Origin of the sequence: Flavobacterium sp. KMS (assembly GCF_000813005.1) — a bacterium.
In the GTDB taxonomy this organism is placed as follows: domain Bacteria; phylum Bacteroidota; class Bacteroidia; order Flavobacteriales; family Flavobacteriaceae; genus Flavobacterium.
The window spans coordinates 155,105-174,240 of record NZ_JSYP01000007.1; the positions used below are offsets into that span (position 1 = coordinate 155,105).

Sequence of the window (19,136 nt, forward strand, 5' to 3'; positions counted from 1 at the left end):
ATGAAAAATTTAAACATAAAAAACAGCATTACAGCATTAATCCTGCTATTTACGATTGCAGGCTTTGCCCAAGATAAAAGCTCGAATATAGTATCGCTAGATGTATTTTATTCGAAAATAAAAAGTCAAAAAAATCCACAGATAATTGATGCTCGTGGTGCAGAGGAATTTGCATTGAATCATATAAATGGCGCAGTCAATTTTAATTTGCAATCTGAGAATTATGTCAAATCTGTGGCTGCTTTAGATAAATCAAAACCCGTATTTATTTACTCCATCGGAGCAGGGCGAAGTGTAGCATTAGAAAAAGAATTATTAAAAAATGGCTTTAAAGAAGCCTACAGTCTAGAAGGTGGAATCGCCAACTGGATTGGAAACGGAAAACCATTTTATGCTAATCCCGATAGCTATCGGGATAAAAGCAAATTATCGCTAGCAGAATACAACAAAATCATTGCCGATAACAATTCGGTTTTGGTAGATATTGGATCTAAATATTGTGGCGCTTGCAAAAAAGTAAAACCAGTTCTAGAAACAATAAAAGCACAATATGGTGAAAACTTAAAAATCGTAGAAATTGACTTAGAAGAAAACCCACAAGTCATAGCCGACTTAAAATCAATAAAAGTTTTCCCAACCTTGATTCTATATCAAAAAGGAAAAATTGTTTTCAAGAAAGAAGGATTAGGTGATTTGAAAAAAGATGTTGATCTAGCTTTGAATTAAAGGTTCTAAGGTTCTGAGGCGCAAAGGTTCAAAGGTTTTCCTGTAGAGACGCACCGCAGTGCGTCTAACCATTCAAAGGTTTAAAAAAAGGTACTAAGACACTAAGATTCTGAGGTTCTAAGCCGCAAAGGTTTTCTGTAGAGACACACCGCAGTGCGTCTAACCATTCAAAAGCTTTATAGAAATAAATAATCCTTCAAATCCTTTTAATCTGTGGCAGAAAAAGAAGCAAAGCTTTTACGCAACATTACCATACCTACAAGGTCAAAAAAAGACCTTGCAGGAAAAAAATAAAAAACATTAAAATGTCAATTAAAACAAAACAATATACCATTCACGAAGACTGGACAGTCGTTATTCTAGGATTCTTAATAATTGGGATATCCTTATTTATTTTTCTTCCGGAAGTTCCTGTATTCAAATGGACAAATGGAACAGATTTATTAAAAGATGTATTTGCTTCAGATAATTTACAAATCATCGCATTGCAGTTTTTATACCTTATCACTATAGGTACAATTGGTGCTTTCCTAATCGGAAAATCAGTAAAAAACTTTTTACTCGGTTTTCCAATAGTTTATATACTAACCGTTATTGCCTTGATTATTGCAGGAAATGCAACGATAAAAGGATTCAATCTCGAAGCCGTAATTTTCAGTCTAATAATAGGTTTAGTCATTGGTAACTTTTTCAAACTACCCGAATGGTTTCGTACAGCACTTGCTACAGAAGTATTTGTAAAAATCGGATTAGTATTATTAGGCACAAGCGTAATCTTCTCCGACATTCTTAAAGCAGGCACATTAGGATTAGCTCAAGCTTTGATAGTCGTATTATCCGTTTGGTACTTTGCTTTTTGGTTGTGCAAAAAACTAAAGGTCGATGATGAACTAACAATGATGATTTCTAGTGCCGTTTCCATTTGTGGCGTTTCTGCTGCTATTGCAACATCAGGTGCTATCAAAGGAGATTCTAAAAAACTGTCCTATGTCATTTCGATGGTATTAGTAACGGCAATACCCATGATGATATTTATGCCCATAATTGCCAAGTATTTCAACTTCCCCGAAGAAGTAACCGGAGCTTGGCTCGGCGGTAGTATCGATACCTCGGGAGCAGTCGTAGCATCAGGTTCACTAGTAGGAGAAACCGCTTTAAAAATTAGCACAATTGTAAAATTCTCTCAAAATGTATTATTAGGATTAGCTGCTTTTGCCATATCTGTTTACTGGACATATACCCATAATAAATCAGCCGAAGCAGTCGCATCAAAGCCGACATTAGGAGTTATTTGGGAACGCTTCCCAAAATTTGTTATCGGTTTTATAGCTGCTTCATTGATCTTTTCGTTCCTGCTTACTCCCGAAGTTAGAGATCAGGTCAAGGATAGTTTAAAGAATTTACAAGGAATTTGGTTTGCATTAGCATTTACAAGTATAGGTCTGGAAACCAACTTTAAAGATTTGTTTAGCAACAACAGCAAAAAACCATTATATGCCTTTTTAATCGCGCAGTTATTCAATGTAATCATAACCTTAATAATTGCCTTTTTACTATTTAGTAACTAAAATTACAGATTAGAATTAGCTCACAAAATTTAAAATGAAAATGAAAAAAATAATTATCACACTAAACCTTCTACTGACAACAGTCGTTTTAGTTCAGGCACAAAACAACACTTCAAAACCTAACATCATCCTAATTATGGTTGATGATATGGGATATTCGGATTTAGGAAATTATGGCTCCGAAATAAAAACACCAAACCTAGATAAACTAGCCACAGAAGGATTACGATTACGAGAATTTTACAACAACTCTATTTGTGCTCCAACCAGAGCATCCCTATTAACAGGACAATATCAGCATAAAGCAGGCGTAGGTTTTTTTGATGTAAATCTTGGCTTACCAGCCTATCAAGGTTATTTAAATAAAGAATCATTAACCCTAGGCGAAGTTTTCCGCTCTGGTGGTTACAGTACTTTATTGTCTGGAAAATGGCACGTAGGATCAGAGGATCAGGCACAATGGCCCAACCAAAGAGGATTTGATAAATTTTACGGAATCCTAAAAGGAGCATCAAACTATTTTGATACCAAACCATTGCCATTCGGAAAAACACCTTATCCAGTAAAACTGATAAAAAACAATGTCGAATTACACCCAAAAGACGATTCGTATTATTTTACAGATGAAATCGGGAATAATGCTGTAACATTTCTAGAAGAACAAAATAAAGAAAACAAACCATTCTTTTTGTATTTAGCCTTTACAGCGCCACACTGGCCATTGCAGGCAAAACCTGTAGATATAGCCAAATACAGAGGTAAATTTGATGAAGGTTGGGATGTATTGAGAGAAAAAAGAATCCAAAAACTAAAAGAAAACGGAATCCTTCAGGCAGATCAAACCATTGGACCAAGAGATCCCGAAGTACCAGAATGGAATAAATTAACCTACGACGAGAAACAATTCTGGAAAGCCAAAATGGAAATTTATGCTGCAATGGTCGATAATATGGATCAAAATGTTGGAAAAGTTTTAGACGAATTAAAAGCATTAAAAAAAGATAAAAACACCCTAATAATTTTCATTTCAGACAATGGTGCACAAGGCGGATTCAATAGTTACAATCCGTTAAACAGAGGACTTGTACGAAATACAGGACCAGTAGGAACATCAGGTTCATTTGATTATCAGGAACAAAACTGGGCGTATTTATCCAATACCCCATTGCAACAATATAAAAACAATATGCACGAAGGAGGTTTTAGCTCCCCATTTATCGCATGGTATCCATCACAAATAAAAGCTGGACGAATCGATAAAGGAACAGGACACATCATCGACCTTGCCCCTACTTTTTACGAATTGGCAGGAATACAATATCCCAAAGAATATAATGGTGTGACGACAAATCCTTTGGTTGGAAGTAGTTTGATACCTGTTTTATTTAATAATGTTTCGCAGGTAGATCGAGGCACATCATTATTTTGGGAAAGAGCAGGAAACCGAGCCGTGAGAGATGGCAAGTGGAAATTAGTTTCCATATATCCATCCTACGAGTGGGAACTTTATAACATCGATACCGATAGAGGCGAAACTACCAATGTAGCCCAGCAAAACCCTGGAATCGTAAATCAGTTATCGGCAAAATATTTTGATTGGGCAGATAAAACCGGAGTAGTCGAATACAGCAAATTCAAACTAAAAACCGAAGTAATGTCCGGTGGATCCCCATTAAAGAAATAGTTGCTTTTTTTGATATTTTAAGCAATTATAAACGAAAAGCGATAGTCCTCAAACTATCGCTTTTTTATTTTTCAAGAGCTAAATCCTGCTGTACACTATATCTTTTTCTGTCTAAAAAAGCCAGAAAAAGGATGCCGTTCCCATCAGGGCTAGGCTATGAATATTGTAAATAAATTTTAAACACGAATTACACTAATTTGCACAAATTTTAAAGATTAAATTAGTTTGTGAAATTAATTTCACAAACTAATTAGTGTCAATTCGTGAAATTCGTGTTTATTTTATACCAATCTCTAGATGGCAAGTTACCATCAAGATTAGGCTATAAATTGCTACTTATTTTTTAAAATCATTAAGCGCTTTTTCTATAATAGCAAGACATTCCTTAATTTGATCTTCGGTAATAACCAAAGGTGGCGCCAAACGAATTTTGTTTCCATGAGTAGGTTTAGCTAATAAACCGTAATCTCTAAATCTCAAACAAATTTCCCAAGCAAGATCAGATTCTTCATCGCAGTTAATTACAATTGCATTTAGTAAACCTTTACCACGAACCAAAGTAATAAGGTCATTTCGCTTAGCAATATCATTTAAACCATTACGTAATATAATCCCTAAACGCTCTGCATTCTCAGATAAATTTTCATCCCTTACAACCTCAAGAGCTGCAATTGCAACAGCAGCAGCAACAGGATTTCCTCCAAAAGTTGACCCGTGTTGACCTGGTTTAATAACGTTCATGATAACATCATTACACAATACAGCCGAAACAGGATATACACCACCAGAAATTGCTTTACCTAAAATTAAAATATCAGGTTGAACATTTTCATGGTGTACAGCTAATAATTTTCCTGTACGAGCAATTCCCGTTTGAACTTCATCGGCAATAAACAAAACATTATGTTTCTCACAAAGTGCTTTGGCTTTAGCCAAATAACCTTCAGAAGGAACATAAACCCCAGCTTCACCCTGAATAGGTTCTACAAGAAAACCAGCGATATTTTTAGACGATTCCAATACTTTTTCCAAAGCATCAAGATTATCATATTCTATTTTTATAAAACCAGCAGTATAAGGACCAAAGTTCTTACGTGCACTCTCATCATTAGAGAACGAAATAATAGTAGTCGTTCTACCATGAAAGTTATTCTCACAAACAATAATTTGCGCCTCATGCTCAGCAACTCCTTTTACTTCATATGCCCATTTACGACATAATTTAATAGCAGTTTCTACAGCTTCAGCACCAGTATTCATTGGTAAAACCTTATCAAAACCAAAAAACTTAGTTACAAATTCTTCATAGTTTCCTAGTTTATCATTGTAAAAAGCTCTCGAAGTCAATGTTAATGTTTGAGCCTGATCCACCATTGCTTTCACAATTTTAGGATGACAATGCCCTTGATTTACCGCAGAATATGCCGATAAAAAATCAAAATATTTCTTTCCGTCAACATCCCAAACATAAACCCCCTCACCTTTTTCTAAAACAACTGGTAATGGATGATAATTATGAGCACCGTATTTATTTTCTTTCTCAATTAATACATTAGATTTTGACGAAAGAATTTGTTGAACCTGTTCCATGATCTTTATTTTTAACTTTTTACAAAACTAAGACTATTTTTTAATTTTACAATAATTTTTAATACTTTTGACTTGATTAAGGATATAAAAAGTCAATTTATATTTATTTAATCAAAAATAAAGTCAATTTAATTTAAAACAAATTTCATGGATTCATTAGACGAATTTGACATCAACATCATCAAACAATTAGAAAAAGACGGTCGAATGGCATATTCTGCTATTGCAACCAACTTAAAAATTTCTAATACAATGGTGCATCAGCGCATCAATCGTTTAATAGAACAAGGTGTATTATCTGGAATAAAGCCAGTTGTTAACGAAAAGAAAATTGGATACGATTGGGCATCATTTACAGGAATAACTCTTAATAAAGATTCAGATTCTGACAGGATAATCGAGGCATTAAAAAAAATTCCCGAAATCACCGAATGTTATTATGTTACGGGATCCTTTACCCTTTACATAAAAATTATAGCCAAGAATCACGAACACATGAGAAAAATACTCTACGAAAAAATCGATAGCATTCCAGGAATCGCCAAAACAGATTCTATTATAGAATTAGGATGCGCTTTTAAAAGAAATGCAAGTCTATAAAAAATAGACTAATTTCGAAAGAAACTTAAACTGGCTAAATCATATGGTTTATTCTAAAAAAAACATACTATTTATATTCTTTTTTTTCCTTTTGAGCTTAACCCTTTTTTCGCAAAAAACAAGAAAAAGAGAGGTTAAAAAACTTCAGGAAAAAGCACAAAAAGTAACCATCATACGTGACAATTGGGGTATCCCTCACATTTATGGAAAAACAGATGCCGATGCTGTTTTTGGCTTAATGTATGCCCAATGTGAAGACGATTTTAAACGTATTGAAATGAATTACATAGAAAAACTAGGACGCCTTTCAGAAATAAAAGGAGAATCAGTTTTATATAATGATTTAGAAATTAAACTTTTAATAGATGCTAATGAGGCCAAAGCCGATTATAAAAAAGCGGCTCCATGGTTAAAAAAATTATTGAATAGTTATGCTGACGGAATTAACTACTATCTATACAAACATCCCGAAGTAAAACCTCTTTTATTAACCCATTTTGAACCTTGGTTTCCTTTGCTTTGGACTGATGGAAGTATTGGTGCCATAAGCACAGCCGATCTTTCTACAGGAGAATTAAAAGCATTTTACTCCGGAAACAATGACAAAGTAGCGTATGTAGAACGAGAGAAAAATGTGCAAACTGGCTCAAACGGATTTGCTTTTGCCCCCTCTAAAACCGCATCAGGAAATTCAATTCTTTATATAAACCCACATACTACTTTTTATTTCAGACCCGAAGTACAAGTTACAAGCGAAGAAGGTCTTAATGTTTATGGAGCAGTAACTTGGGGACAATTTTTCGTTTATCAGGGATTTAATGAAAACTGTGGTTGGATGCATACTTCTTCAAATGTAGATGTTGCCGACATGTATGCCGAAAAAATAGTCGAAAAAAACGGAAACCTATTTTATGAATATGACCAAGAATTGATTCCTGTAATTGAGAAGAAAATCACAATTAGCTATTTGGAAAACGGAAAATTAATTCCAAAAAAGTTCAAAACCTATTTTACAAACAATGGTCCCATAATGGCTAAACGAAATGGGAAATGGATTAGCCTTAAATCTAACAATCGCTCCATGAATAGTTTGGTTCAAAGCTGGATTAGAACAAAATCAAAAGGATTTGAAGATTATAAAAAGGCCATGGATTTAAAAGCAAATACATCCAACAATACCGTATATGCCGATAACAAAGGAAACATTGGGTACTGGCATGGGAACTTTATACCTATTAGAGATAAAAAACTAAATTGGTCAAAAGTTATAGACGGCACAACATCGGCCACACAATGGAAAGGATTACACGACGTATCCGAAACAGTTCATTTATATAATCCCGCAAATGGATGGTTACAAAATTGTAATTCTACACCTTACACTGTAGCTGGAGATAATAGCCCTAAAAGAGAAAACTATCCTGCATATATGGCACCCGACGGAGAAAATTTTAGAGGTATAAATGCCGTTCGCATTTTTAGTAAAGGCGAAAAATATACACTGGACAAAGTAATCGCCGATGGCTATGATAGTAAACTCTCCATTTTCGAAATATTAATTCCAGCCTTACTTACTACTTTTGAAAAAGACATAAGCCTAACTGATTTAGAATTTAGTGATTTATCCGAACCTATTGCTGTTTTAAAAAACTGGGATTATTATGCCCGAGAAAATTCTGTTGCAACTACACTAGCAGTCGAATGGGCATACAAATTAGACCCAATTATACAAAAAGCATACATTAATGAAGGAGAAGCCGATCAGGTAGAAAACACTAAAAACTTTGCAAAAAATGCAACCGACAGTCAATTAATTCCACAACTACAAGCTACAATAAAAGAATTAAAAGATAAATGGGGAACATGGCAGGTTCCTTGGGGAGATATAAACCGTTTTCAGAGATTATCAGGAGATCTAAATCTAACTTATAATGATTCACAGGCAAGTTTACCTATAGGATATGGCCCAGGATCCTGGGGCAGCTTACCCTCATTTAAAAGTAGTTTCCAGAAAAATACTAAAAAGCGTTACGGATATAATGGCAATAGTTTTGTTTGTGCCGTAGAATTTGGTACTAAAGTAAAAGCAAAATCTTTACTTGCAGGCGGAAACAGCGGAGATGTTAAATCAAAACATTTTTACGATCAAGCCGAAATATACCAAAAAGGGCAATTTAAAGATGTTTTGTTTTATAAAGAAGATGTCGAAAAAAATGCCGAACGTACCTATCATCCAGGTCAATAATTTACAGAATCTACGACAATCAATATAAACCTCAGAAGAAAAATCTTTTGAGGTTTTTTTCTATTATTATATTTCTGATATTTGTCTTAAAAACATATTATTATGAAAACCATATATCTATTTATTTTAGGAATTTCACTAAATACCACAATTATGTTTGCACAATTAAAGCCCATAAAATATACCGATGGCAGTCAGACTCTTAACGGCTTAGCCATTCAGCCAACTACAAAAAGCAATAATAAACCAGGTATACTAATGATTCCTGCTTGGCTAGGAATCGATAATGCTTCAAAAGCAATTGCCGAAGATTTGGCTAAACTGGGTTATCATGTCTTTATTGCCGATATATATGGAGAAGGTAATTACCCAAAAAATACTACTGAGGCTAACAAAATTGCTACCCATTACAAAACCAACTATACCGAATTCCAGAAAAGAATTAATCTTGCCTTGCAACAATTGGTAAAATCTGGAGCTAATGCCGACAATATCGTTGCAATAGGATATTGTTTTGGAGGAACAGGCGTTCTGGAAGCTGCAAGAGGGCATCTTAATTTAAAAGGTGTTGTTTCATTTCACGGAAGTTTAGCCAGAGATGCAGCCAGAACCAACGAAGCTATTACAACCAAAGTTTTAGTTTGCCATGGTGCAGATGATCCATATGAATCTGCAGAAGAAATTACCGCTTTTCAACAAGAAATGCGTGACACCAAAGCCGATTGGCAAATGATTTATTATGCCAACGCGGTACACTCATTCACCAATCCCGAAGCAGGAAACGATAATTCTAAAGGAGCTGCATACAATGAAAAAGCTGCCAAACGTTCATTTGAACACTTAAAACTTTTCTTAAACGAAGTGTTAAAAAAATAAATACAATAATCTCAAACCAAAAAATACCAAACCAAATAATTTATGTCAAAAAGTCCATTAAGAAAAGACAAAACCTGCTTAAATTGCAGACACGTTGTCGAACAACATTACTGTCCAAATTGTGGACAAGAAAACACTGATACCAGAAAAACATTTCATCATTTATTCATTCACTTTTTTGAAGATTTAACGCATTATGAAAATGCTTTTTGGCGTACGATTAAAAACCTTTTATTTAAACCATCAGCTTTAACTAAAGAGTATCTTTCTGGAAAACGATTATCTTATTTGGCACCAGTTCGTCTTTATATTTTTATCAGTTTTGTAACTTTTCTTTTAATCGCCATGTTTCCTCTTCATGTAAATGACGACACAAGCGAAGCTATTAATCCAGAAAACGTTCAAAAGCAAACTACAACCATTACCAAGTCATTAAAAGAAAATAAAGATGTAAAAGCACTACTAAACTCTGAATCAATATCGAAAGAAGATAAAAAAGCGATTGAAGAAGTTTTAAGTAATCCCAAAGCAAGCAAAGAAAGCCTAATTCAATTTGGATATACATCTGTTAATCAACTAGACTCCATTCAAAAATATGGTCCAGAATCTAAAAAACTTTCCGACTTTAGTTATTGGCTGAACAGAAAAGTCCAACTTATAAAAGATAAAAATAATGGCCGAGAAGTACTCGATAAATTCGTAGAGTCATTTATACACAATTTACCTAAAGTTTTATTTATCATCATGCCATTTTTCGCTTTCTTTTTATGGATTTTTCATAATAAAAAGCGTTGGTATTATTTTGACCACGGGATATTTACCCTACATTATTTTTCATTCTTATTGCTAATATTCTTAATTCTATTTACAATAGGAAAAATAGGAGATGCAATAAACTATCCATTTCTTTCTACTATAATTAATTGGTTCACGGCTGCCGGAGTACTGTGGATGTTTTATTATTTTTTCCCTGCTCACCATAGATTTTACGGAGAGTCAAGAATTGTATCATTTATTAAAAGTATGGTATTATTTTTCATAAATTCAATTTTTATACTATTTTTACTAGTTGCATTCGCTTTTTACACATTTATCAATTTACATTAAATAAACAATGAAAAAATTATTAATTCTATTCGTAATTGCTTCGGCATTTTCATGTAAAAACACCCAAGGTGTTGTTGCAAAGGATAATTCGGATCCAACCAAATACATGAACACTATTACTGCCAAAGATTTAAAAAAGCATCTTTACATAGTAGCTTCTGATGAAATGGAAGGAAGAGAAACAGGATCAGAAGGACAAAAAAAAGCAGGAGTTTATTTAATTAATCAGTACAAAAAAGACAAAGTTTCTTTTCCTAAAGGGGCAGCCGATTACTACCAACCCGTTCCGGCTTCTTACCTTAATGCCAAAAGAAATCAAAACTTACCCGATTCAGAAAATATTTGGGCGTATATCGAGGGTTCAGAAAAGCCAGATGAAGTCTTAGTTATTTCTGCACATTATGACCACGTAGGAGTAAAAGATGGCGAAGTATATAATGGTGCCGATGATGATGGCTCAGGAACAGTTGCTTTACTAGAAATGGCACAAGCTTTTGCAAAAGCAAAAAAAGAAGGACATGGACCTAAACGTTCTATACTTTTCTTACATGTAACTGGAGAAGAACATGGTTTACACGGTTCACGTTTTTACTCAGAAAACCCATTGTTTCCGCTTGCAAATACAATCGCTGATATTAATATTGACATGATTGGACGTCGCGATGTAGAACATGCAAAATCAAACAATTATGTATATGTAATTGGTGCCGACAGATTATCTAGCGATTTACATAATATTGTAGTAGCCCAAAACGAAAAGTACGCTAAACTCGATTTGGACTTCAAATTCAATGATCCAAAAGATCCAAATCATTTTTATGAGCGTTCTGATCATTATAATTTTGCTAAACATGGTATTCCATCTGTGTTTTTCTTTAATGGTGTTCACGAAGATTACCACCAAAAAGGCGATGAGCCAGAAAAAATCGAATACGATGCTTTAACAAAAAGAACGCAACTTGCTTTTGTAATTGCCTGGGATTTAGCAAACAGAGAAAACAGACCAGTAGTTGATAAAAAGTAAAATAAGGTTCAAAGAGACAAAGGTTCAGAGGTTCAGAGATTTTCCGTAGAGACGCACCTCAGTGCGTCTTTGATAGAGAGTTGCAAAAGTTCTGAGGTTCATAAAAAAAGGGATGAGTTTAAAACTCATCCCTTTTTTTATATTTATAGATTCCAAAGAAAAACCTCAGAACCTTTGTAACTTAGAGCCTTTGAACCTCTCCTCTAGTCATTCATAGAGATTAAAAACTCTTCGTTGTTTTTGGTTTTCTTGAAACGATCGTTGATAAAGTCCATTGCTTCAACAGGATTCATGTCAGAAAGGTATTTTCTCATGATCCACATTCTTTGTAATGTTTTCTCATCTAGTAACATATCATCACGACGCGTACTTGAAGAAGTCAAATCGATTGCAGGGAAAATACGTTTGTTAGCAATCTTACGATCCAATTGTAACTCCATATTACCTGTACCTTTAAATTCTTCAAAGATAACCTCGTCCATTTTTGATCCGGTTTCCGTTAATGCTGTAGCAATAATACTTAATGAACCTCCATTTTCTACATTACGAGCAGCTCCAAAGAATCTTTTTGGTTTTTGTAATGCATTCGCATCAACACCTCCACTTAATACTTTACCTGAAGCTGGTTGTACCGTATTGTAAGCTCTAGCCAAACGTGTAATCGAGTCTAACAAGATTACTACATCATGACCACATTCTACCAAACGTTTTGCTTTTTCTAATACTATATTAGCAATTTTAACGTGCTCTTGTGGTTCTCTGTCAAAAGTAGAAGCAATTACTTCTCCACGCACACTACGTTGCATATCGGTAACCTCCTCAGGACGCTCATCTATAAGAAGAACGATTAAATATACCTCTGGATGATTTGCAGCAATAGCATTTGCAATATCTTTAAGCAACATTGTTTTACCCGTTTTAGGCTGTGCTACAATCATACCACGTTGCCCTTTTCCTATTGGAGAGAACAAATCGATTATACGAGTTGAAATTGTACTTTGCTTTTCGGCTAATTTAAATTTTTCAGAAGGAAAAACTGGAGTTAAATGTTCGAATGAAACACGATCGCGAACTACTTGAGGATCATGTCCGTTTATTTTTAAAACTCGAACTAATGGGAAAAACTTTTCTCCTTCTTTAGGAGGACGCACTACTCCTTTTACTGTATCACCTGTTTTAAGACCAAACAATCTGATTTGTGAAGTTGATAAATAAATATCATCTGGTGAGGCTAAATAATTATAATCTGAAGAACGTAAGAATCCGTAACCATCCGGCATCATTTCCAGAACACCTTCACTTTCGATAATTCCGTCAAACTCAAAATCAGAGTCTCTGAAATTATTCTTTTTATTCTTAAAGTTTGGATTTTGATTACCATTATTCCCGTTTTGATTTGGATTTTGATTCGGGTTCTGGTTTGGATTTTGATTTGGATTCTGCTTATTCTGGTTCGGATTTGTCTTTTTTACCTGAACTGGTGCTTCAGTTTTTTCCGATGTCGCATTTGTTGGAGTCTCATTTTCAGTTTCAGCTGAATTTTCATTTGAAATTTCTGCTTCTGGCGCAACCTCTTTAGCTGCTTCTTTTTCCTTTTGTAAAGCGACCTTTTTTTCGTAGGCCGATTTATTGAATTTTATAATTTTTGATCCTTTTTTCTCAGGAACAATCTTTTCTGATGTTTGAACAGGTTCAACTGTTTCTATAGATTCTGCTTCTGGAGCAATTGGTGCTACTGGAGTATCAAGAATTTCAGTTGGTTTACTTTCTTTTTCTTCTTCAAAAACTAAATTCTTTTGAACTGTATTCTTTTGTATAGCTGCTTTTTTAACTGGAACAATTCGAGCTCTTTTAGGCTTATCATCTTCAACAACTTCATTTTCTTTTTGAACAACTGGCGGTTGCACAGTCGTTTCTTGATGTGCTAAAATCTGACTTATTAATGTGTCCTTTTTTACACCGTTAAATTTTATTGTTTTAGCTAACTTAGCTATTTCTTGAAGCTCAGAAAGCTTCATTTCTTTTAATGCAGAAATATCAAACATGAATGTTCTATGAATTTAATTAATTTTCGGAAATACTGTAAAAGAATAGGTAGTACTGTTTTTTTTTGAATCAACCGCAGTATGAAGTGCTTACGGTATTGTGATGCAATAATACGAATAAAATTTTATCATACAATAGTATTTGTAAAAAAGAAAATATATTTTTGTAAAACAATAATCAAGAAAATGATACAACGAATTCAAACTATATATTTACTTTTAACATTTGCGGTTACTATATTAATGACTTTCGTTCCGCTTTGGACAACAGCAGATGCTAAGCCTTATTATTTCATGCAAAATCAACTTTACGTTGTTTTACTAGGTTTAAGTGCTATGTTATCTATCGTAAGTATTATTTCATATAAAAAGAGACAAAACCAGTTTGTCATGGGCAGACTGAATATAATATTAAATTTAATTTTATTAGGATTGTTTGTATATCATTCACTAAATGTATCTGGAGAAACACCTGCTGTTTCTGAGAAAGGTATTGGGATGTTTCTACCTATAGTTGCTATCGTATTATTAGTGTTAGCTAATAAAGCCATCAAAAAGGATGAAGATCTTGTAAAATCTGTGGATAGATTGAGGTAAACCTATAAACTTAATTTATTTTGTGCGAAGAAGACCCGAATTATATAATTCGGGTTTTTTTGTGGGAAATATCAAGATTTTTGCACTACTATGATTAAATTAAGCCCTATAAACACTTATAGTCCCTTATTTTTTCATAAATTTGAAACGAATAGTTATCATTTTTATGAAAGACAAAATACGAGTACATCTAGCCGATGATCATCAGGTACTTATTGACGGGCTTACCAATTTATTACATACCGTTTCTGACTTTGAGGTTGTAGGCTCTTCTTTGAACGGAATGAATATTTTTGATGATGTATCTACAAATAACACTAGTATCTTAGTTCTAGATATTAGTATGCCTCAAAAAGATGGTATCGAAGTCCTTAAAGAATTCTCAGAAAAAGGTTTTCCCTGCAAAGTAATAATTCTTTCTAGTTATGATGATTTAAAAATCATTAAAGAGGTAATGAATCTTGGAGCCAGTGGTTATCTAACCAAAAAATGTGCTGGCGAAAATATCATTGAGGCTATTGAAGCTGTTAATAAAGGTGAAGAATATTTTTGCGATTCGGTTAGAGAAAAAATATTTACCACTTTTACAAGAGGTAATCCTAAACTCAACGAACGTACGCGAGAAGAAAATTCTATATTAAGCTCTCGTGAACTTGAGATTATCACATTGATTTCTCTTGAATATAGCGGAAAAGAAATTAGTGAATTGCTTTTCATCAGTACTAATACTGTTGAAACACATCGCAAGAATATCATGAAAAAATTAAAAACAAAAAACACTATTGGTCTCGTAAAATATGCGATTAAGAACAATTTGATTAAATCATAAACATAAAAAGTGCTTCAAAAACTGAAGCACTTTTTTTATTTTTTACTAAATTAATTTACACCTTTTTATTTAAGTTAATTAGCAATAGATTTTATTAACCTTCTCCCTTTCCTCCTTTATCAATATCTACCTTTTCTTCTATTGGCTCTTCTGGTTGATTTTCATCTTCAGGAGTTGGTTCACCTCCAGTATTAGTGTTTGGATCTTCTCCTGCTAAATTGTAATTTTCTTCTCCTTCTAAAAATTGTTTTGACATTTGTTATTTTATTTAAATTAATTAATCCCAAATCATTTTAAGACACTTTGGGCTCTGTCTTTATTATTTAGTGAATTACACCTTTTTATCTATTTTTGTCAGAATTTAAGCTTCATATACCTAAAATAATCTTTAGGATCTTCTGGTCGTTTCCTGAATTATATAATACATATAAAACTCCGTAAATGATACATTTTTACACAAACAAGCTTTACAGCTATCTCAAATACCATCCACACATCTATTTAGTATTTAATTACTTACAAATTAAATTCGTAAATCTATTCATAAAAAGCCTTAATTAACCAGAAACATTACCTACACAATAATAACTTTTTTTTTTCAATCATAAAGGGATTTAATTATTAAATTTGGAGCTAAAATGTTAGAAATTCTTATCTATAAAATAACAGTCGTATTAAATGCATAAAACTCGATTTTTCTTATTACTCATTATATTACTAATATGTTTTAGCACCGACTCTTACTCTCAAAATAAACCACTTCCAAAAAATGAAATTGATAAATTAATAAAAGAAGCTGTTAGTAACTGGAAAACTAACAATTATGAGAAATCATTGAAGCAATCAAGAATTGCCTTAAAACAAGCAATTGACATTAATGACAACTATCTTATCGCATACAGTTACAACACAATAGGCTTAAATTTTGATGATTTAATCATGCTTGATAAAGCTTTAGTATTTTATCAAAAAGCACTATACTATGCTGATAAAACTAACGACAATAAATTAAAAGCCAAAATCCATAACAATCTGGCAAACACCTATTTTTTCTATAAAAAAGAGTACCAAAAAGGGATTAATCACTATAAAAAATCACTTGAATACAGCCAGAATTCACCCGAAAATTCAAGAATATATCTTAAAAAACTTAATATTACCTGGGCCTATTTTGAGATTAAGAATTATGATAAAGGTTTAGATTATTTAAATTATATAAATGAATTTAAACAATATGGAGATGAGTCAACTGAGGTTGCTCTTAATATGCTAAATGCAATATATTATGATCATAAAAACGATACGATAAAAGCAAATGCATTTTTCACGAAAGCAATTGCGCTAGGAAATAAAAGTAACGAAAAATTTGATTTAGCAAAAACACATGAAAAATATGCTGATTTTTTATTCAGAAATCATGACTACAAAAAAGCATATCAAAACATAATTAGACTCAACACCCTCAACAAAGAACTTACTGAGTCTATAGAATTAAAAAAGACAAAACTGGTAGGTGTTAATCTTGAATTAGATGAATACAAAAGAGAAGTTGATAAAATTGAATCTCAATATAAAACCAAACAACAATCTTTATTAAAGGAACAATCCCGCAACAAAAAAATTGTTAGCATTATGTTTTCCTTATTTATTGTTACTATCATCTTATTTTATTTTTTCTATCAAAATACCAAACTTAAACAGAAAAACAGACTTAAAGATGTACAAAGTAAAATACAACAAAACATCATTAATGCCAGTATTGACGGTCAGGAAAGCGAGCGCAAAAAAATAGCATTATTTTTACATGACAACATTAGTGCCTTATTATCTACGGCAGGAATGCATCTGAATGTTTTTTCTACTCAAAACGAACCTGTCTCTGAAGAAATTCTTAAAACAAAATTTATTCTCGAAGAAGCGCATGATAAAGTACGTGATTTATCTCATGAACTTTTACCTACATTATTAGTTCGCTTTGGTTTGTTTTATGCTCTTGAAGATTTATGCGAAAAAAATTCGAACTCGACTCTTCTTTTTGAATACTCCTGTACAATTCCCCCGAAGACACGTTATCATGAAAAATTCGAAATGAGAATCTACTTTATAATTTCAGAACTTTTAAATAATATCATAAAACACAGTGAGGCTACCATTGCCAGTGTTTCGTTAGTAGAGAATAATTCGAATCTTATCATTAATGTAAATGATAACGGAAAAGGATATAATACCAATGAATTTAACATCGCTGAAGGCTTTGGTCTGAATCAAATTAGAGCAAGAATAAAAAATTTAAAAGGAGATATTGAAGTTATTTCTAAAATTGACATGGGAACCTCAATAAAGATAGATGTTCCGATAATGTCTGAATCGTAATTTAATCCTAAAAACTGGTTTATATAAATCATCAAATATTAAATTACTTACTATTGTATTCTAAATTAACATGTCACGTTTTGAGCATCAATTAAACATCAATAGCAATAAAATTAATTATTAAATTTGAACCCTAATCTTTGAAATTACATATATAATAATCATTATATTAAATGCACAAAAATCGAATTGTCTTATTACTCGTCATATTGCTAATTTGTTTAAGCAACAAATTTTACCCTCAAAGCAAGCCTCTTTCTAAAAAAGAGACAGAAAAACTTTATGATGAAGCTGTAAAATTTATGCGTGAAGGACAATACGAAAAATCCCTAACACTATCCCGTCTTACTTTAAACTATGCAATCGCTGCTAATGATCCAAATCTTATTGCAAAATCATACAATACAATTGCTGCCAATTTTGATGAATTAACAGAACCTGACAAAGCCTTATTTTATTACAAAAAAGGATTAATATATGCCGAAAAAACCAACAATGGCGAACTTAAGAATTGGCTTTATAATAATTTAGGTAATATTTACTGCTTTAATAAAAAGGAATATGAAAAAGGAATTTCTTATTATAAAAAGTCTCTTTTTTACAGTACTAAAATAAAAGACTCGGTACAAGTAGTTTTTACAAAACTAAATATTACTTGGGCTTATTTTGACATTGGTGGTTATAAAGACGGTTACCCATACTTAAGTTACATTAATAAGTTCCACTCAAAACATGGTGACGCTTCTACTTTGGTAGTATTAAATATGCTTAACGGTATGTATTACAATCATGAAAACAATAACAAAAAAGCAGATTTATTTTTTAAAAAAGCAATAAAAATTGGTCGAGAAGGAAATGAAAAATCAGATTTATGTTTCACTTATCAAGAATATTCTAAGTTTTTATCAAAAATAGGAAAACCTAAAGAAGCCTATGACAATCTAGCTCTTTATACTACTTTAAACGAAGAACTAAATAATGAAGATAAATTACGAAAAGTAGATGTTGCTGGTCTTAATCTAGAAGTAGATCAATACAAAAGAGACATTGATAAAATAGAATCGCAGTACAAATCAAAACAACAATCTTTATTATTGGAGCAATCCCGTAACAAAAAAGTGGTTAGTATTATGGTTTCTCTATTTGTTATTAGTATCATCTTGTTTTATTTTTTCTATCAGAATACCAAACTGAAACAAAATAACAGACTAAAAGATATTCAAAGCAAAATACAACAAAACATAATCAATGCCAGTATCGACGGTCAGGAAAGTGAACGAAAGAAAATTGCTTTATTCTTACACGATAATATTAGTGCCTTATTATCTTCGGCAGGAATGCATTTAAATGTTTTTTCGACTCAAAACGAACCTGTTTCTGAAGAAATTCTTAAAACAAAATTCATTCTGCAAGAAGCTCATGATAAAGTACGTGATTTATCTCATGAACTTTTACCTACACTATTAGTTCGATTTGGCTTGTTTTATGCGCTGGAAGATTTATGCGAAAAGAATTCTAATTCGACGATACTTTTTGAGTATTCTTGTGCTATTCCATCAAAAACCCGATACAATGAAAAATTTGAAATGAGAATCTATTTCATCATTTCGGAACTTTTAAACAACATTATAAAACATAGTGAAGCTTCTCTTGCTAGTATTTCTTTAGTTGAAGAAAATGGCAACCTGATTGTCAATGTAAATGATAACGGCAAAGGATATAAAACAAATAAATTTCATATCGACGAAGGCTTTGGTCTAAACCAAATTAGAGCCAGAATAAAGAATTTAAAAGGTGAAATAGCAGTTATATCTAAAATTGATATTGGTACCTCGATTAGAATAGAAGTTCCAATAGTAAACCTGGTATAAA

At 32.5% G+C, this 19,136-nt stretch carries 15 protein-coding genes; 12 read left to right on the forward strand and 3 right to left on the reverse strand.

The window, feature by feature from the left end; genetic code table 11:
- From OA93_RS09060 to OA93_RS09070, 3 genes are all read left to right on the forward strand, one after another.
- Positions 1 to 726 (forward strand): thioredoxin domain-containing protein, encoded by a 726-nt coding sequence (locus OA93_RS09060; RefSeq protein WP_039112854.1) that lies wholly within the window; start codon positions 1 to 3, stop codon positions 724 to 726.
- Between the two features lie 305 nt (positions 727 to 1,031).
- Positions 1,032 to 2,294 carry a putative sulfate exporter family transporter gene (locus OA93_RS09065; protein WP_039112855.1) on the forward strand — a complete coding sequence of 421 codons (1,263 nt, stop codon included), beginning with the start codon at positions 1,032 to 1,034 and terminating at the stop codon, positions 2,292 to 2,294.
- 40 nt (positions 2,295 to 2,334) lie between these two features.
- Positions 2,335 to 3,978, forward strand: a complete 1,644-nt coding sequence (locus OA93_RS09070) for an arylsulfatase (protein ID WP_039112944.1) — start codon at positions 2,335 to 2,337, stop codon at positions 3,976 to 3,978.
- A gap of 336 nt (positions 3,979 to 4,314) precedes the next feature.
- On the opposite strand, the gene rocD is transcribed toward OA93_RS09070, so the two are convergent.
- Entirely contained in the window at positions 4,315 to 5,568 is a 1,254-nt protein-coding gene (gene rocD / locus OA93_RS09075; protein WP_039112857.1) for an ornithine--oxo-acid transaminase, read from the reverse strand.
- Positions 5,569 to 5,715: 147 nt separating this feature from the next.
- On the opposite strand from rocD, the gene OA93_RS09080 reads away from it, so the two are divergent.
- The 5 genes from OA93_RS09080 to OA93_RS09100 all read left to right on the forward strand — a co-directional run bounded on the left by OA93_RS09080 (position 5,716) and on the right by OA93_RS09100 (position 11,420).
- Positions 5,716 to 6,168: an Lrp/AsnC family transcriptional regulator gene (locus OA93_RS09080; protein ID WP_039112858.1), complete on the forward strand. Its 453-nt coding sequence runs from the start codon at positions 5,716 to 5,718 to the stop codon at positions 6,166 to 6,168.
- A 91-nt stretch (positions 6,169 to 6,259) separates the two neighbouring features.
- On the forward strand, positions 6,260 to 8,413 hold the full coding sequence (locus OA93_RS09085; protein WP_240474709.1) for a penicillin acylase family protein: 2,154 nt from the start codon (positions 6,260 to 6,262) through the stop codon (positions 8,411 to 8,413).
- A 102-nt stretch (positions 8,414 to 8,515) separates the two neighbouring features.
- Positions 8,516 to 9,289 carry a dienelactone hydrolase family protein gene (locus OA93_RS09090; protein ID WP_039112860.1) on the forward strand — a complete coding sequence of 258 codons (774 nt, stop codon included), beginning with the start codon at positions 8,516 to 8,518 and terminating at the stop codon, positions 9,287 to 9,289.
- Between the two features lie 42 nt (positions 9,290 to 9,331).
- Positions 9,332 to 10,396, forward strand: a complete 1,065-nt coding sequence (locus OA93_RS09095; protein WP_039112861.1) for a DUF3667 domain-containing protein — start codon at positions 9,332 to 9,334, stop codon at positions 10,394 to 10,396.
- A 7-nt stretch (positions 10,397 to 10,403) separates the two neighbouring features.
- Positions 10,404 to 11,420 (forward strand): M28 family metallopeptidase, encoded by a 1,017-nt coding sequence (locus OA93_RS09100; protein WP_039112862.1) that lies wholly within the window; start codon positions 10,404 to 10,406, stop codon positions 11,418 to 11,420.
- Between the two features lie 203 nt (positions 11,421 to 11,623).
- On the opposite strand, the gene rho is transcribed toward OA93_RS09100, so the two are convergent.
- Positions 11,624 to 13,465: a transcription termination factor Rho gene (gene rho / locus OA93_RS09105; RefSeq protein WP_039112864.1), complete on the reverse strand. Its 1,842-nt coding sequence runs from the start codon at positions 13,463 to 13,465 to the stop codon at positions 11,624 to 11,626.
- Between the two features lie 186 nt (positions 13,466 to 13,651).
- On the opposite strand from rho, the gene OA93_RS09110 reads away from it, so the two are divergent.
- Positions 13,652 to 14,062: a DUF4293 domain-containing protein gene (locus OA93_RS09110; RefSeq protein WP_039112865.1), complete on the forward strand. Its 411-nt coding sequence runs from the start codon at positions 13,652 to 13,654 to the stop codon at positions 14,060 to 14,062.
- 166 nt (positions 14,063 to 14,228) lie between these two features.
- A complete protein-coding gene (locus tag OA93_RS09115; RefSeq protein ID WP_035619889.1) occupies positions 14,229 to 14,891 on the forward strand; it encodes a response regulator transcription factor in 663 nt (220 codons plus the stop codon).
- A gap of 94 nt (positions 14,892 to 14,985) precedes the next feature.
- Here OA93_RS09115 and OA93_RS25005 read toward each other — a convergent pair whose 3' ends face one another.
- Positions 14,986 to 15,147 carry a hypothetical protein gene (locus OA93_RS25005; protein ID WP_165572095.1) on the reverse strand — a complete coding sequence of 54 codons (162 nt, stop codon included), beginning with the start codon at positions 15,145 to 15,147 and terminating at the stop codon, positions 14,986 to 14,988.
- A gap of 422 nt (positions 15,148 to 15,569) precedes the next feature.
- Here OA93_RS25005 and OA93_RS09120 point away from each other — a divergent pair, with 422 nt between their 5' ends.
- Positions 15,570 to 17,264: an ATP-binding protein gene (locus tag OA93_RS09120; RefSeq protein ID WP_039112866.1), complete on the forward strand. Its 1,695-nt coding sequence runs from the start codon at positions 15,570 to 15,572 to the stop codon at positions 17,262 to 17,264.
- Between the two features lie 173 nt (positions 17,265 to 17,437).
- The gene (locus tag OA93_RS09125; protein WP_039112867.1) at positions 17,438 to 19,135 is read left to right on the forward strand and encodes a tetratricopeptide repeat-containing sensor histidine kinase; all 1,698 of its coding nucleotides are present in this window, start codon (positions 17,438 to 17,440) and stop codon (positions 19,133 to 19,135) included.
- Position 19,136: the final 1 nt, after the last annotated feature.

Coding starts and splice junctions, on each gene's coding strand:
- rho (WP_039112864.1), bottom strand. CDS start 13,465: ATGTTTGATATTTCTGCATTAAAAGAAATGAAGCTTTCTGAGCTTCAA.
- OA93_RS09090 (WP_039112860.1), top strand. CDS start 8,516: ATGAAAACCATATATCTATTTATTTTAGGAATTTCACTAAATACCACA.
- OA93_RS09060 (WP_039112854.1), top strand. CDS start 1: ATGAAAAATTTAAACATAAAAAACAGCATTACAGCATTAATCCTGCTA.
- OA93_RS09120 (WP_039112866.1), top strand. CDS start 15,570: ATGCATAAAACTCGATTTTTCTTATTACTCATTATATTACTAATATGT.
- rocD (WP_039112857.1), bottom strand. CDS start 5,568: ATGGAACAGGTTCAACAAATTCTTTCGTCAAAATCTAATGTATTAATT.
- OA93_RS09110 (WP_039112865.1), top strand. CDS start 13,652: ATGATACAACGAATTCAAACTATATATTTACTTTTAACATTTGCGGTT.
- OA93_RS09115 (WP_035619889.1), top strand. CDS start 14,229: ATGAAAGACAAAATACGAGTACATCTAGCCGATGATCATCAGGTACTT.
- OA93_RS09070 (WP_039112944.1), top strand. CDS start 2,335: ATGAAAAAAATAATTATCACACTAAACCTTCTACTGACAACAGTCGTT.
- OA93_RS09125 (WP_039112867.1), top strand. CDS start 17,438: ATGCACAAAAATCGAATTGTCTTATTACTCGTCATATTGCTAATTTGT.
- OA93_RS09065 (WP_039112855.1), top strand. CDS start 1,032: ATGTCAATTAAAACAAAACAATATACCATTCACGAAGACTGGACAGTC.
- OA93_RS09100 (WP_039112862.1), top strand. CDS start 10,404: ATGAAAAAATTATTAATTCTATTCGTAATTGCTTCGGCATTTTCATGT.
- OA93_RS25005 (WP_165572095.1), bottom strand. CDS start 15,147: ATGTCAAAACAATTTTTAGAAGGAGAAGAAAATTACAATTTAGCAGGA.
- OA93_RS09095 (WP_039112861.1), top strand. CDS start 9,332: ATGTCAAAAAGTCCATTAAGAAAAGACAAAACCTGCTTAAATTGCAGA.
- OA93_RS09080 (WP_039112858.1), top strand. CDS start 5,716: ATGGATTCATTAGACGAATTTGACATCAACATCATCAAACAATTAGAA.